Origin of the sequence: Dermabacter sp. p3-SID358, from assembly GCF_025147465.1 — a bacterium.
Lineage (GTDB): Bacteria > Actinomycetota > Actinomycetes > Actinomycetales > Dermabacteraceae > Dermabacter.
The window spans coordinates 68,418-83,023 of record NZ_JALXOZ010000004.1 but is presented as its reverse complement, the minus strand read 5'-3'; the positions used below and the strand labels follow the sequence as shown (position 1 = coordinate 83,023).

The 14,606-nt window shown below is 62.6% G+C and carries 12 protein-coding genes and 2 tRNA genes; 4 read left to right on the top strand and 10 right to left on the bottom strand.

Annotated features, from left to right (window positions below; genetic code table 11):
• Window positions 1–107 precede the first annotated feature (107 nt).
• The 10 genes from M3B90_RS03190 to M3B90_RS03145 all read right to left on the bottom strand — a co-directional run bounded on the left by M3B90_RS03190 (window position 108) and on the right by M3B90_RS03145 (window position 9,411).
• Window positions 108–180, bottom strand: a tRNA-Glu gene (locus tag M3B90_RS03190).
• A 76-nt stretch (window positions 181–256) separates the two neighbouring features.
• Window positions 257–328 (bottom strand) — tRNA-Gln (locus tag M3B90_RS03185).
• Window positions 329–465: 137 nt separating this feature from the next.
• The gene (locus M3B90_RS03180; RefSeq protein ID WP_259888603.1) at window positions 466–1,626 is read right to left on the bottom strand and encodes a hydroxymethylglutaryl-CoA synthase; all 1,161 of its coding nucleotides are present in this window, start codon (window positions 1,624–1,626) and stop codon (window positions 466–468) included.
• Entirely contained in the window at window positions 1,623–2,684 is a 1,062-nt protein-coding gene (locus tag M3B90_RS03175; RefSeq protein WP_259888602.1) for a hydroxymethylglutaryl-CoA reductase, read from the bottom strand. Before M3B90_RS03175 ends, M3B90_RS03180 begins: the two co-directional genes overlap by 4 nt.
• On the bottom strand, window positions 2,677–3,762 hold the full coding sequence (gene fni / locus M3B90_RS03170; protein WP_259888601.1) for a type 2 isopentenyl-diphosphate Delta-isomerase: 1,086 nt from the start codon (window positions 3,760–3,762) through the stop codon (window positions 2,677–2,679). Before fni ends, M3B90_RS03175 begins: the two co-directional genes overlap by 8 nt.
• Window positions 3,755–4,876, bottom strand: a complete 1,122-nt coding sequence (locus M3B90_RS03165) for a phosphomevalonate kinase (protein ID WP_259888600.1) — start codon at window positions 4,874–4,876, stop codon at window positions 3,755–3,757. The genes fni and M3B90_RS03165 overlap by 8 nt, the downstream gene beginning before the upstream one ends.
• The gene (mvaD, locus tag M3B90_RS03160; RefSeq protein ID WP_259888599.1) at window positions 4,873–5,865 is read right to left on the bottom strand and encodes a diphosphomevalonate decarboxylase; all 993 of its coding nucleotides are present in this window, start codon (window positions 5,863–5,865) and stop codon (window positions 4,873–4,875) included. The genes M3B90_RS03165 and mvaD overlap by 4 nt, the downstream gene beginning before the upstream one ends.
• Window positions 5,862–7,034, bottom strand: a complete 1,173-nt coding sequence (mvk, locus tag M3B90_RS03155) for a mevalonate kinase (RefSeq protein ID WP_259888598.1) — start codon at window positions 7,032–7,034, stop codon at window positions 5,862–5,864. The genes mvaD and mvk overlap by 4 nt, the downstream gene beginning before the upstream one ends.
• Entirely contained in the window at window positions 7,031–8,458 is a 1,428-nt protein-coding gene (gene gltX, locus M3B90_RS03150; RefSeq protein ID WP_396122445.1) for a glutamate--tRNA ligase, read from the bottom strand. The genes mvk and gltX overlap by 4 nt, the downstream gene beginning before the upstream one ends.
• Before the next feature lie 161 nt (window positions 8,459–8,619).
• Window positions 8,620–9,411, bottom strand: coding sequence for a fumarylacetoacetate hydrolase family protein (locus M3B90_RS03145; protein WP_259888597.1), 792 nt, complete (start codon window positions 9,409–9,411; stop codon window positions 8,620–8,622).
• Window positions 9,412–9,604: 193 nt separating this feature from the next.
• On the opposite strand from M3B90_RS03145, the gene M3B90_RS03140 reads away from it, so the two are divergent.
• The 4 genes from M3B90_RS03140 to M3B90_RS03125 all read left to right on the top strand — a co-directional run bounded on the left by M3B90_RS03140 (window position 9,605) and on the right by M3B90_RS03125 (window position 14,574).
• On the top strand, window positions 9,605–10,525 hold the full coding sequence (locus M3B90_RS03140) for a 3-methyladenine DNA glycosylase (RefSeq protein WP_259888652.1): 921 nt from the start codon (window positions 9,605–9,607) through the stop codon (window positions 10,523–10,525).
• Between the two features lie 107 nt (window positions 10,526–10,632).
• Window positions 10,633–11,466 carry an endonuclease/exonuclease/phosphatase family protein gene (locus M3B90_RS03135; RefSeq protein ID WP_259888596.1) on the top strand — a complete coding sequence of 278 codons (834 nt, stop codon included), beginning with the start codon at window positions 10,633–10,635 and terminating at the stop codon, window positions 11,464–11,466.
• Window positions 11,467–11,500: 34 nt separating this feature from the next.
• Window positions 11,501–14,059: an RNA helicase gene (locus M3B90_RS03130; RefSeq protein ID WP_259888595.1), complete on the top strand. Its 2,559-nt coding sequence runs from the start codon at window positions 11,501–11,503 to the stop codon at window positions 14,057–14,059.
• Window positions 14,056–14,574 (top strand): PTS sugar transporter subunit IIA, encoded by a 519-nt coding sequence (locus M3B90_RS03125; RefSeq protein WP_259888594.1) that lies wholly within the window; start codon window positions 14,056–14,058, stop codon window positions 14,572–14,574. Before M3B90_RS03130 ends, M3B90_RS03125 begins: the two co-directional genes overlap by 4 nt.
• The last annotated feature ends 32 nt before the right edge of the window (window positions 14,575–14,606 follow it).

Below are 14,606 nucleotides of genomic sequence, written 5' to 3'. Positions count from 1 at the left end.
GGGCTCACGCTTTTGTGAGCCAAACTCCCTGCTGGCTTTAAGGATACGCCGGAAAGGTCCCGAGTACGAAAAAGCCCGACCACTGAAGTGGTCGGGCTTTTACTCTGTACCCCGTACCGGATTTGAACCGGTGTTACCGCCGTGAGAGGGCGACGTCCTAGGCCGCTAGACGAACGGGGCCTTACCTCAATGAGGCCGTAGAAACTTTAGCAAAACTGCTGGTTGTTTCCAAATCCAGGCCGTGTGACCTGCATCGCTGGGGTACCAGGACTCGAACCTAGAACAACTGAACCAGAATCAGCCGTGTTGCCAATTACACCATACCCCAAGGGACTCGCTCGGCGAACCGAACGAAATACAACAATAGTCGAGCCCCAAGGGCCCGGCAACTTTTCGAGTCCCATTGTGGAGGCCTTCACACGAGAAGAGTTCCGACGGTTGCCGAGCCAGCGTCGAACCTCCTTCTTACGCCTTTTCGTACGCCCGAATTGAGTCGCGCACCCCAGCGAAACGGAACGGGCCTCGCCCTTCCACCCGCGTCTCGAAGTCTCCCGTTCTATCCGCCCGAGTATGGCGCTCGCGATACTCTGCGTAGTCGATTTCCCGACGTGCATCGAGCTGGGCCGTAAGCGCGCCGGGGCGGAGATGATTGCGGTACCCCTCAATAAGCGTGCCGGCAAAGAACTCCGCTACGGCGCCGGAGCCATAGCTGAAGATCCCGATGCGCTCCCCCGCCTCGAGCTCGGCGTGTTCCAGGAGCGAGAGGAGCCCCATGTAGACCGATGCGGTATAGGTGTTGCCCAGGCGACGGTTGAGAATCATCGTCTCTTCGAGCGAAGAGACGGCGTTTGCAACCGATTCGGCACCCGCGTGCTTCGCGAGAGTTTGCATGGCCTTCGCCGCCATTTTCGTGAACGGCTGGTGGAAGCACACGCGCGAAAGATCGGCAAACTTCGCTCCCCCGCGACTCACATAGTCGTCGTAAGCGGAGATCACCGCACGCAGGTACACGGTCACGGAAAAGCGGCCATCAACAAGTGCGGTCGTGCGATCATTCGGTCGCCAAAAGTCGTGGACGTTTTCGGTAAACAGACCTGAGGCAGGCTCAATGGCCATGATCGCCGGATCGGCGCACACGAGCATCGCTAAGGCACCTGCACCCTGGGTCGCCTCACCGCTCGAGTCAAGTTCGTAGCGAGCAATATCGCTCGCGATCACGAGGACCTTCTCCCCCGGGTTTCGGGCGACGATGCCGAGCGCAAATTGGAGCGCCGCGGTCGCCGAATAGCACGCCTCTTTAAGCTCCAGGACTCGGGTGTTTTCGGAAAGCCCAAGAAGCTCATGCACGTAAATGCCCGCGGCCTTCGATTGGTCGATTCCGGTCTCGGTCGCGAAAAGCAGCGTGCGGATGTCCCCCGCACCGTGTCGTTCGATGATGGGGGCCGCCGCGCGGGCCGCGAGAGTCACGATGTCCTCGTCCTCGCACGGGACGCTCATCTCGTGTTGACCGATGCCGCGCAGGTACTTCCCGGCGCTCGTGCCTTGCGCCTCGGCGAGGGCGGTGAGTGGGAGGAAGAGCGAGGTTGTTGCCGCTGAAATATCGGTGATGCCGATCGCGCGGGTCATCGCGAGCTCCTTTCGAACTGGACGTGGGCGGCCATGAGCTCGCCCGGATTGGTCTGCGCCGCCATGAGGGAAAGCTCCCCGCAAAGCACTGTCGCCGCGGCAAGCCCCGCGAGCCGGCGTGCATTTTCCCCGGGTTCGCGTTCTTCACGGCAGCCGAGTCGCGCGAGATTTTCGCTCACAAACTCAAGGCCCTTGCCATTGCCCACAGACCCAACGATGAGATGAGGGATCGTGCACGAGAAGTAGAGATCCTCACCATGAGCACCACGGCGCTCAAGGTGGGTAATCCCCTGGCTTCCTTCGACGATGTTTGCCGCGTCCTGGCCGGTCGCGAGATAGAAGCCGAGCAGCATGTTCGCATAGTGGGCGTTCGCACTCCTAAGCGAGCCAGCGGCGATACCGCCCACGAGATTCTTGCGCACGTTGAGATCCACCATGCGTTCGGCACTCGTGCGGAGTCTACGCCGGAGCACCTCTTCGGGCAGGGTGATTTCAGCAACGACATTTTTGCCACGGCCGCGGATGCCGTTGACCGCGGAAGGCTTCTTATCGGTGCAGTAATTACCGGAAATACTCGCGTATCGCAGCGCGGGCTCGCGGCTCGCGATGTGAGGCATGAGCGCGTCCGCGGCGAGAGTCACCATGTTGTGGCCGGCGGCGTCACCCGTCAGAAATTCGAGGCGAAGGTAGAGAAGGTTGCCCACGATCTCGGGGGCGACATCGATGAGGCGCGCGAAACGGCTCGTCGAGGATACAACTTCTTGGAGGACGGGGAGGTCCGCACACACACGCTTCGCTGCTTCATGAGCCTCAGCGGCCGAATCTGCTTGGAATAGGATCGAGCGAGTCATCCGCTCGTCCACGAGGGTCGTGCGAATCCCGCCCTCAACAAGACGCGACACGGTCGCACCCCGCTTGACCGAGGGAAATAGGGTCGTCTCGTAGGTCGCGAGGGGAACCTCGACCTCTCCTTCGGCAACGTTTCCGCTGATCCTGAGGGGGCCGAGCCACTTCATGGGAATGTGGGCGAACAATCCCTGATCGTTTTTGTCACTCATGCAAACCTCCACTCACCTTGCCGCTTCGTCGCGCGAAATGGGAAAGATCAAAGCCCCTCGCATCCGCGTACTCGCGCACTCTGCCCGTGAGAAGAAGATCCGTGCGCGTGAGCGCGGGAACGTTTCGCGCCCCCACAAGAGCCATCATTGAGCGCAGCTGTCCCTCCCACACACGGATTTCGCGAATGAGGGCATCAGGGCCACTCTCACGCACGATCGCGAGAAAACCACCGGCAACGCCTACCGCTTTTGCACCGAGTGCGAGAGCCTTCAGGACATCGAGGCTCGTGCGCACCCCGCCGCTCGCGAAAAGCGGTACACCCGTATCCCGCGAGGCACCCCGCGCATCGATGAGGCTTTCGACCGCACTCTGGCCCCATCCGTTCAAATGGGAGAACTGATCGTCCCTACGCGCGCTCTCGATCCGCGCAAAGTCGGTTCCACCATTGCCCGCGACATCCACGTACGCAACCCCGAGTGACGAGAGGCCGCGAACCGTGTCTCCCGTCATTCCGAAGCCCACTTCCTTGACGATGACGGGAACGTCCACGGCGCGCGCAATCGCCTCGATACGCTGCGGCCAGTGCTCAAACTCGCGATCCCCCTCGGGCATCACGATTTCTTGCACGGCATTGACGTGAATCTGGAGGGCATCCGCGTCGATCAGTTCGATCGCCTCGCGCGCCTGCTCAGGGCTCGCGTTCGCCGAGAGGTTCGCCATGAGGAAGCCATGGGGGTTTTCATCACGAAGAACGGTAAAGCTCGGCGCGCACGCGGGGTCCTTGAAATATGCGCTCATCGATCCCGATGCCATCGCGATGCCGGTCTCCGCGGCCGCGATTGCGAGAGCTTGGTTGACTTTTCCGGTGAACTCACTTCCGCCGGTCATGCCGTTGATGTAATACGGCAGCGTCCAGGTACGGTCTGCGATCTCAACCTCGAGACTAACCGTGTCCACGTTCACGGCGCTGAGGGGGTGGTGGACGATGCGCACATCGTCAAAATCCCTCGAGCGGCGACGCGCGGTCTCCTGCTCCATCGCGAGCCGCACGTGGTCGTCTTTGCGTGAACTACTCATGGGCGCCTCCTCGTTCTTCCTTCGTGTCTCGTTGGCGGTGATCGGGGTCCGACGGCTCCACGCTCACATCGAGCGCCATCAGCCCCGACGAGTGCCAAGCCTCCCTCACGGAATGCGCGACTTGGGCATTGGGGGCGAGGGCAATGACGCAGTCCCCACCACCGGCTCCCGAGAATTTAGCGGCCGCACCACATCTCGCAGCGATCTCGGCCATGAGCCTCAAGTCGGGAGTTTCGATACCGAGGGCCTCTTCGCCTCCCGCGGCCCTATCGAGGCCGCGAAGTTGCGCGAGAACGGCAATGAGTGTCGCCATTGCGGCGTTTGCGTCTCCCGCGCGCAGTTCGCTCGCGAGACGCTCGACGTGGGCGGCGTTGTCGCGCTTAAAGGCGTCGAGATCGACGCGTCCCTCACGCGCGGATTCATCCACCTGGGAAACGAGCGAACGAGTTGAGGCCGGCGCGCCGCTCCAGCCGATAACGACCTCGATCTCACCCGGAACGTCGAGGATCTCCAGTGCGAGTCCCGGCCAGTCAGCTGCGATCGCGGCCCTGACGCCTTGGTGCACACGGAGCTCGCGCACGGCCTCGCGGTCGAACGAGCGGTACAGCACCCAGCCGCCGAGAACGCTTGTGGCCACATCGGCGCACGAGGCGCGCACGTTGCCCTCGAGAACGGCAAGGGCGGAGAGTTTGAAAAGGTCGAGCGGCGAGACGCGCTCGTCTAGTGCGCGAAGCACGGCGCCTATCGTCGCGACGACCACCGCCCCCGAAGAGCCGAAGCCGTACTTGCGACCATCTGTTTCTTCGAGTGTCGACGAGAGGTGAATGTCGAGGGAGGGAAGCGAACCGAGGTACTCCTCGAGTACGCCAAGCGCGAGAAATACGGGCTCGCGTGGCTCCACGACCGCGTCACCCACGTGAGCGGGCTCGTAATCGCGTTCTTCCCCCCATAGCTCGCTTTCGACGCGCACGCCCCTAGCCCGGCGCACGGGAAGCGCTCGGGCGGTGATGGCGCGATCGACCGCGATCAGCACCGCGGGGTTGCCTGGATGCACAACCCCGTATTCGCCCGCGACAAAAAGCTTGCCGGGCGCGCGGAAGGCAAATCCGCTCATGCTGCGCTCGGGCGCTCCCCCTCGTCGAGGAGGTAGGCGCCAGGGCCGGAGTTCGAAACGTGCATCTTCACGTCTTCGATCCTCTCACGCAGGGCGTGAGCCACGAGCGAAGCCTCGCGTGAGCGACACAGAATCTTCACGTTGGGCCCCGCGTCGGCGCTTGCGTATGCCTCGAGCCCGTCCTCGCGCAGCTCCTGGACCGCATCGAAGATCGCGAAGCTCCTACTCGTGAGGTAGCGAAGTGGAGGCTCGGCTCCGAGCATCGATGCGTGCATGCGCAGTGCGCTCATTTCGGCGATCTCACCAAGGCTCGTGAAGTCCGCTCGCTCCACGGCGCTCGAGGCACGCTCCACAAGCGCGTTATTCGACGACACCCATCCTTCGAAGTAGGGCGAGGTTGTGACCGTGTGGTTCATCCCGGCGCGGCTACCGATCTTTTTGCGCGCGCTCGAAATCACAGAAACGACCATGGCGAGAGGTTCGCCCTGCCATTCGAGGCGTTCCGCGACACTCGTCTCGTCACTCGTCCCCTTGTTCCAGCGCACAAGTCCTCCAAAAATTGAGCGACACGCTGAGCCCGAGCCTCGGCGTGCGAGGCGCGAGAGCTCCGCATCGCTCAGTGAGAGACCATAGGCGGCACTCGACGCTTTCGCGAGAGCCGCGAACGCGGCGGCGCTCGACGCGAGCCCAGCAGCCGTCGGAACGGTATTTGTGGACGTGACCAGCGCGTGAGTGCCCGTTCCCGCCCGTTCGCGCACAAGATCGAGAACCGAGCGAACACGCGCAGACTCGTCCCCGGAGAGTTCCACTCCATCGAGCATGACCCGATCCATTGGATCGTTGGTCAGCTCAACCGTCGTCGTTGTGGGGAAAATATCGAGCGTGAGCGAAAGCGAGCCCGTCGCGGGAAGGTTGAGCCTTTGATCGGCTTTACCCCAGTACTTCACGAGAGCGATGTTGGGGTGGGCAACGGCAGTAGCGCGCGTCATGGTCGCTCCTCACACGTCGGGTTGATTGCCCAGACATTCTTGGCGCCCGCCGAAGAAAGCGCCCGCGTGAGTGCGGGTACTGCGCCGTGGGAAGGGGCGAGTGCAATGATGCACCCTCCCTGGCCACCGCCCGTGAGTTTCGCGCCGAGGGCTCCCGCTTCGCGCGCTGCTCCTACGAGGTGCTCAAGTCGCGGATGCGAAACCCCGAGCTCAGCGAGGATTTGCTGGCAGTCGTTCATCGCACGGCCCACGCTGCTCATATCGCCGAGGCGGAGAGCTTCACGTGTCGTGTGCGCAAGGGAGGCGATGGTTTCGAGTGCAACGTCCACGAGTCGTCCGTCGTGTTCACGACGCTCGCGTATTCCTCGCACCGCATCGAGGGTATGCCCGGGAAGACCCGTGTCGGCAACGACGAGCGCGGGCGTCTCGGCGAGATCGAGGGGCTCCGCCTTACCAGCCTGGAACCACAGAGGCCCCTTCGCCATGGTCTGGTAGGCGTCGAGCCCGCTCGGGGTGCCGTGGGCGATGCGCTCGACGAACTGCACCAGTTCGAAACGTTCCTCACTCGTGAGCTCGTGACCGTAGAGGCGTGCAACGGCAACGGCAATCGCGCTCGCCATCGCGGCGCTCGAGCCGAGGCCACGTGCGGTGGGAATGCTTCCCTCAACCGTGACCTCGGCGCGCCCGGGCTTTTCGCCTACGTGACCGAGAATCGTCCTCAGAGCGGACTGAGCGAGCTCGTCCTCGGCCTCTTCCGTATCGACATCGAGGTAGATCGCCCCCGTCGAGGGATCGCCCACGGTTGCGATGCGCCGCTTGCCACGGCGCTCCCCCGTTCGTGAGGAGGGAACATCGAGGGTAAGACCGCTCTCGAAGCGCACCTCGCTTCCCGGGACGGTCTGGTCATCGAACGCGAAGCCCTCGGTGAGTGAATACGAACCGCTGATGGTCCCAAACCCTTCGGCCGAGACCGACCCCTCGATACGGCCGGCGTTTGCGTCAACGGAATCGGGGTAGGGAAGAAGGCGAGCGGTCGCCTTGAGCTCCAGGTGTCGTATGGGAAATGCGATCGCGGGATGCCCGTACACGACCGCGTGCTCGCCAATGAGGATCGTCTTGGCGTGCGCGCGGCCGTGCCCGGTCGCGTATTCGAACTTTTCTTCGCTCACCGCGATGCGAGAAGTTCGGCGAACGAGGTCAGGCGAGCAATGGTCGAGTCGTAGCCGAGAAGCTCCATCGACTCGAAAAGCGGCGGGCTCACGCGACGGCCCGAGATGCCCGAACGCAGCGGGCCAAACGCGAGCCGAGGCTTGACACCCATTCCCTCGATAATGGCGGCACGTAGGGACGATTCGAGCTTCTCGGTCGTAAAGTTGTCCTTGCCGCCTTCTTCGATGACCTCAATCGCGCGACGCACCACGGAAACTGGATCATCACCGAGTTTCTTGAGGGCGTCCTCTTCGATCACGAGGTCGGCGTCGTCGATGAACAAAAAGCGCACCATCCCCGGCGCCTCACCGAGGAGGTTCATGCGCGGTTGCACGAGAGGTGTGGCCTTCGTGAGAAGCGCACGCTGATCCTCGGTGATCGGCGTGGAGACCACGCCTGCTTTCTCGAGGTAAGGGATCATGCGCTCGGTGAATTCTGCCTCGTCGAGCATGCGCATGTGGTCGGCGTTGATCGCGAGCGCCTTCTTGTAGTCCACGCGCGCGGGGTTCGGATTAACATCGGCAACGTCGAATTTCGCCACGAACTGCTCTCGCGTGAAGATGTCTTGGTCGCCGCTGTAGCCCCAGCCGAGAAGTGAGAGGTAATTGATCATGCCCTCCGGCACGAAGCCCTCATCGCGGTAGAGGAAGAGGCTTGATTCGGGGTCACGCTTGGAGAGTTTTTTGTTGCCCTCGCCCATGACATAGGGAAGGTGCCCGTACTCGGGCGTGAACTCGGCAATGCCGATCTTCTTGAGCGCTTCGTAGAGCACAACCTGGCGGGGGGTCGAGCTGAGGATGTCCTCGCCGCGCAGGATGTGGGTGATGCCCATGAGCGCATCGTCGACGGGGTTCGTGAGCGGATAGAGTGGCTGGCCATTCGCGCGCACGACCACGTAATCGGGGGTCGAGCCTGCCTTGAAGGTGATTTCGCCGCGCACAAGGTCGTTGAACGTGATGTCTTCGTCCGGCATTCGCACGCGCCACACGGGCTCGCGCCCCTCGGCGCGGAAGGCGGCTTTTTGCTCTTCGGTGAGGTCGCGATCGAAGCCGTCGTACCCGGATTCTTTGGGCCGACCCGCGGCAATGTGGCGCTGCTGGATTTCCTCGGGAGTCGAGAACGACTCGTAGATGAATCCGCCGTCTTTCAGTTTCTGGATGACGTCCTGATAAATCTCGCCGCGCTGGGATTGTCGGTAGGGGCCGTCATCCCCGCCCGCGTCGACGCCCTCGTCCCAGGTGATTCCGAGCCAGCGCATCGCGTCGAGGAGCTGGTTGTAGCTTTCCTCACTGTCGCGTGCTTGGTCGGTATCTTCGATGCGGAACACGAGCTTGCCACCCGTGCGCTTCGCGTAGGCCCAGTTAAACAGTGCCGTACGCACCATGCCGATATGGGGTGTGCCTGTCGGCGATGGGCAAAAGCGCACGCGCACCTCGTCATGGCCGCGTGTGCTGTCGAGTGTGGGGAGGGTCGCGAGATCGATGTTCTCAGCGCTCACGTGATTGTTCTCCTTTGGGAGGTTGGCGGGGGATTCCCGGGATGGTGTTAGGCCTCGAGGTCTTCGGGTGTCACGACGCGGTTGGTCAGGGTGCCGATCCCATCGATCTCGATCTCGACGGTTTCGCCAGCCTCGAGAAGGCCGACGCCCGCGGGGGTTCCGGTGAGGATGACATCACCGGGAAGAAGTGTGGTCGAGCGCGTGATCTCCTCAATGAGTTCGGGGATCGTGAGGAGCATGTCGGCACTCGTCGCGTCTTGTTTGACTTCACCGTTCACGAGCGCGCGAATGCGGGCGTTGGCGGTATCGAGGTCGGTCTCGATCCACGGACCGAGTGGGCACGACGTGTCGAACGCCTTCGCGCGGAACCACTGCGACTCCTCGCGCTGGGCGTCACGCGCCGTGAGGTCATTCGCGCACGTGTAGCCAAGGATGACGTCGGAAGCGCGCTCGGCGGGAACGTTCTTCGCGAGAGTTTTGATGACCACCGCGAGCTCGGCCTCGAAGCCCAGTTCTTTCGCGTAGGAGGGGTAGATGACCGGGTCGTTCGGGCCGATGACGGAGGTGTTCGGCTTGAGGAAAAGCAGCGGGCTCTCGGGGGCCTCGCTTCCCATCTCACGCGCGTGTTCGGCATAGTTTTTGCCGACACCAACGACCTTGGAGCGGGGAATAACCGGGGCGAGGAGGCGAACATCCTCGAGCGGGAGAATCGTGCCATTCGGCTGAATTTGGGTGTAGAGCGGGTCTCCCGTGATCCCGTACACCATGTCCACGCCGTCCTTTTCTTGGACGATACCGAACATCGGGTTCGAGCCGGTGGTGAATCGTGCGATGCGCATGGCTCCAGTCTAGTAGGGCCTTTCGTCTCTCACGGGCACTCGCGCTATGCCCTTGCCCACCCCTCACTCTTTCTTCACATCCGTGTCTCCGCCCCCTCGCGATCCGCGCGGTGCTCGCGCGTAGGCTTGAGAGGTGTCTCCTCTCTCGCTTCACTCAGGCTCATTCGCCGCTCCCACACGTCTCACCACCGTCATGACAGCCGGTGAGGTGCAACGTGCGCGCGCTGCTCATGAGGAACGTGCCGATCGTTTAAACGCCCCTCACCGCGAGCGCAAGGCACGGGGCGAAAAGCACCCTATCGAGGACTTCCTGCACACCTACTATCCCTTTAGCCCGGGACAGCTGCGGCGATGGCACCCGGGTTGGCAGGTGGGGTACGAAGTCTCGGCGGATGCACCCCTTCGGGATCAGGGAGATGTGGACTCCGACGGTTGCCGGCGCTGGTATCGCGACGTGAAGGATGCATCGAGCGGCACAACGGGCGAGGTGCGTACGGCTGATCTCGAGCGTTTCGTTCGTGAGCGCGGCGATGCGGCCATGTGGATTCACCGCCTGCTCACCAACTCGAGTTTCGCCGAGAAACCGGGAAACTTTTCGTGTTTCGGGCTTCACGAGTGGGCGATGGTGTACCGGCTTCGGCCAGGCGAGAAGCGCCACGAGTCGCTCCCCTTGCGCCTCGGCGCCGAGGCAACTAACCGCGTCGTGGAAGCAAACCGCCTCGTGTGCTCGCACATCGACGCGTTCCGCTTCTTCACGCCCGAGGCGGTCCCGCTCAATGCGTCGCATCCCACGCGCGAGAGGCAACCCATGCGTGATGATCCTGCGTGCCTCCACGTGGGCATGGATCTCTATAAGTGGTCGATGAAGCTCGCGCCCCTCCTGCCGAGCGATATTGCCCTTGACTGCTTTGAGCATGCACTCGACCTCAGAATACTCGACATGGAGGCCTCCCCCTATGACTGCCGGGGTTACGGGTACGGGGTCGTGCCGATCGAGACTGAGGAGGGCAAGGCGGAGTATGTGAGACGTCAGCGTGCGCTCGCCGAGCGCTCTGATGCGCTTCGCTTACGAATCCTCGCAGTGCTCGACCCGCTCGCTCCCTTGTTCGCTTGAGCCACCCACACGCCGAGTCAAGAATCTGCGCCCCCTGCCTGCACTGAACTTCGGACACCCCGCTGCAAACGCCGTTTTTCTCTGGTGGGACGGGGCACAATGGTGCCATGCCCCTTCTCTCGCACACGCCACAATCCCCGCCAGCTTCCGGAACCCGCGTGCGCGTCGCGACCTTTAACATCCATCACGGCGCAAACTCGCGCAATATCCTCAACCTCGAGGCCACGGCGCGTGCGCTTGAGGCGCTCGAAGCCGATGTCATCGGCCTGCAGGAGGTTGACCGCTTCTTCGGCACTCGTTCGGATTTTGTTGATCAGGCGGCGTGGCTCGCGGATCGGCTTCAGATGCACGCGGAGTTTGCCCCCACGATCGACCTGGATCCGTCGCGCCGCTCCGCCGAGCGCGTAGGCATAAACGTGCGACGCCAATACGGGATCGCCGTGCTCTCGACCTACCCGATTCTCGCGTCGCACATGGCGCGTCTCCCCGAGAATCGTCTGATCGAACGCCGAGCGGTTTTACGCACGCGTATTGACGCCGATGGCGTCCCGTTCTCGTTCTCGGTCACCCATCTCGCACTCGGCCCTGCGAGGGTGCGCCGCGCACAATTTCACGCTGCCCGCGAGGTCGCTTTCGAAGACGAAGAACCAGCAATCCTCGTGGGCGACCTCAACGCTGCACCTTTAGTTATGCGCGACTATTCGGTCTTTACAAAGGACCTTATCGACGTGTGGGCTGCAAAGCACCGGTTCCCTCTCGCGAAGCGCTTTCTCGGCCGCACGAACCCCGTGCTTCCCGTCCCCGCAAGGCGCATCGATTACATCCTCTCGAGCCGCGACATCCGGCCGGTCTCGGCGAAAACTCATCGCACTCACGCCTCGGACCACCTCCCTGTCGTCGCCGAACTCGAGATCCCTCACCCCGCCCCGCAATCCGCATAGCCGGCAGCCTGCAGTGGGCTGACACAATGGAGCCATGCCACTTCTTCACGATTTTCTCCCCACGGACTCGAGCGAAGACGCGATCGTTGAGGGCTTCATCGCGGCGCAAGCCGAGGTAGGCCGCACGCTCTATCCCCACCAAGAGGAAGCACTCCTCTCGATCGCCGCTGGGGACCACGTGATCGCCGCGACTCCCACGGGCTCGGGAAAAACGACAATCGCCTACGCGGCTCTCTATGCCGCGATGGCGCGAGGGGAAAAGGCGTACTACACCGCTCCCATCAAGGCGCTCGTGAGCGAGAAGTTCTTCGACATAGTCTCCATGTTCGGTGCCGAGGCCGTGGGAATGATGACGGGCGATTCATCGGTCAACCACGAAGCACCCATCATCGTGTGCACGGCGGAGATTCTCGCAAACCACGCACTTCGTGACGGCGAGATGAGCGACATAGGGCTCGTCGTCATGGACGAATTCCACTTCTACGACGACTCGCAGCGAGGCTGGGCGTGGCAAGTGCCGCTCATCGAGCTTCCAAAGACCCAGTTTGTGCTCATGAGCGCTACCCTCGGCGACGTGTCCTTCTTCGAGAAAGATCTCGAAGAGCGTACGGGCCGGAACGTGAGCACAATCGCGAACGCCGAGCGTCCCGTTCCGCTCGACTTCCGCTGGGTAACAACCGACCTTCCCGAGACGATCAAGGAGATCCTCGAGAATCGCGACGCGCCCGTCTACATCGTCCACTTCACGCAAAAAGACGCCCTCGAGCAAGCGCAGCACCTTCTCGGCACAAAGATCCTTACACGCGAAGAAAAAGACAAGATCCGCGAGCTCATAGGCGATTTTCGGTTCTCGCGCGGTTTCGGCTCGATCCTCTCGAAACTCGTGCGCGAAGGCATCGGCGTGCACCACGCGGGCATGCTCCCCAAGTATCGCCGCCTCGTTGAACGGCTCGCGCAATCGGGCCTTCTCAAGGTCATTGCTGGCACCGACACGCTCGGCGTTGGCATCAACGTGCCGATCCGCACCGTGCTCATGACCGGACTCGCAAAGTTCGACGGACGCCGCCAACGCCTGCTCAACACACGGGAGTTTCTCCAGATCGCTGGTCGCGCCGGGCGCGCGGGGTACGACACCGTAGGGCACGTCGTCGTTCAGGCCCCCGAATGGGCCGTCGAGTTTGAGAAAGAAAGGGAACGCTTCGCGAAGCGAGCCGAAACGGGCTCGAAACCCAACAACGCGAAGAAGAAGAAGCAGCGCGAACCTAAAATGCGCGTTCCAGAAGGCCGGGTGAACTGGACCGAGGAGAACCTCAGGAAGCTTAGTGAAGAGCAACCGTCGGAACTGAAACCCCACATGGCGATGACGAGCGCAATCCTGCTCGCCCTCATTTCCCGCCCGGGAAGCGCCCTCGAGGCTGCTCGACACCTCATCGACGAAAGCCACCAAACGCACGCCCAGAAATTTGCTCTCAAGCGCCGTGCTCTCGAGCTATTTCGCGGCCTCAAGGAAGCGGAGATCATCACGGTGCGCGACGAGCCCGATCACCTCGGTCGCACCGTCACACTCGTGGACGACCTGCAGTGGGACTTCCAAATGAATCAGCCGCTCGCAGCGTTCGCTATCGCGGCCCTCGACATCCTTGACGAGGATTCGCCGAGCCTCACAATGGACTCGGTTTCGATCATCGAAGCGATCCTCGAAGACCCGTTCCAGATTCTCCTCGCCCAGCAAAATGCGGCGAAGAGTGCGCTGCTCGCCGAGCTCAAGGCTGACGGCGTCGACTACACCGAACGCATGGCGCGCCTCGACGAGGTCACATGGCCGAAGCCCCTCGAGGAAGAACTCACGGCAGCCCTCGAGATCTACGCGAAGAATCGCCCATGGATCAACGTGCACGACCTCTCCCCCAAGAAAATCGTGCGCGAGTTCTACGAGACGGGCGCGACGTTCAGCGAGTTCGTCTCGCGTTACAAGCTCATGCGCTCGGAAGGCATCGTGCTGCGCTATCTTTCCGACGCCTACCAGGCCCTCCGGCGTACCCTCCCGGTCGAGCTGCGAACCGAAGAACTCGAGGATGTGATCGAATGGCTCGGTGTGCTCGTGCGCGGCGTCGATTCGTCCCTGTTGGATGAGTGGGAAGCGCTCACAAACCCCGATGACGATGAAGACGCGGCAAGCGAGCTCCGCCCCGATTCGCCTCGTTCTTTGAGCGCGCAAACCAAGGTTCTTACGCAAATGGTACGCGCTGCGATGTGGCGCCGAGTCGAAGACTTCGCGTTCGAGCGCGAAGAGCAGCTCGGCGACCTCGACGGCGAAAGTGGTTGGAACGCCGACCGTTGGGGCGAAGCCATGGACGACTTCTACGACGCGCACGATCACGTCGTGATCGAGGATCGTGCCCGCGCCCGCCAATACCTCCGCCTCGAGCAAGAGTCGAAGCGTTGGCTCGTCACGCAAACGATCGTCGATCCCGAAGGCGATCACGACTTCGTGATGCAGGCGATCGTGGACCTCGAGCGGACCGACGAGGAGGGCGAGCTCGCGCTCACCCTCGAGTACGTCGGGGACATCGTGAAGGCGCCCTGGCCGTGACGTGGCCACGCCTATACGTGCTCGACGTCCCGAAAGATGAGGGCACGAGCTTCGCCTCGCTCACCCGGTTCGTAGCGAGCCACCTCGAGGCCGACGGATGCGTGACGTCGTCGTGGGTCGAGGCCGTACTCGCGCGCGAGCAGCTCTACCCCACCGGCCTCCCGCTCGAACCGCCCGTCGGGATACCCCACGCTGACACGACCCACACCCTCAAGGACGCACTCGTGGTGGCAAGGCTCACTACGCCACTCGCGTTCGGTGCAATGGGAGATTACGACGCCGCAGCGCTCCAGGTACGCCTCGCCGTCTTTATAGTCGCCGACAACGGGACGGCCCAGGTCGAGGCACTCGAAAGGCTCCTCAGCATCCTTAGCGACGGCGCGCGCCGCGAAAGGCTCGAAGCCGGCTCGGCCGAGAACGCACGGCGGTCCTTCGAAGCGATGCTCGAACAACTCGCCGCACTCACCACAGCCCCCGACAAACCCCCACACCCGCGAAAACCGGGACAGACCTGATCCTTCAAGCCAAAGCCAACCGTGAACGCGCT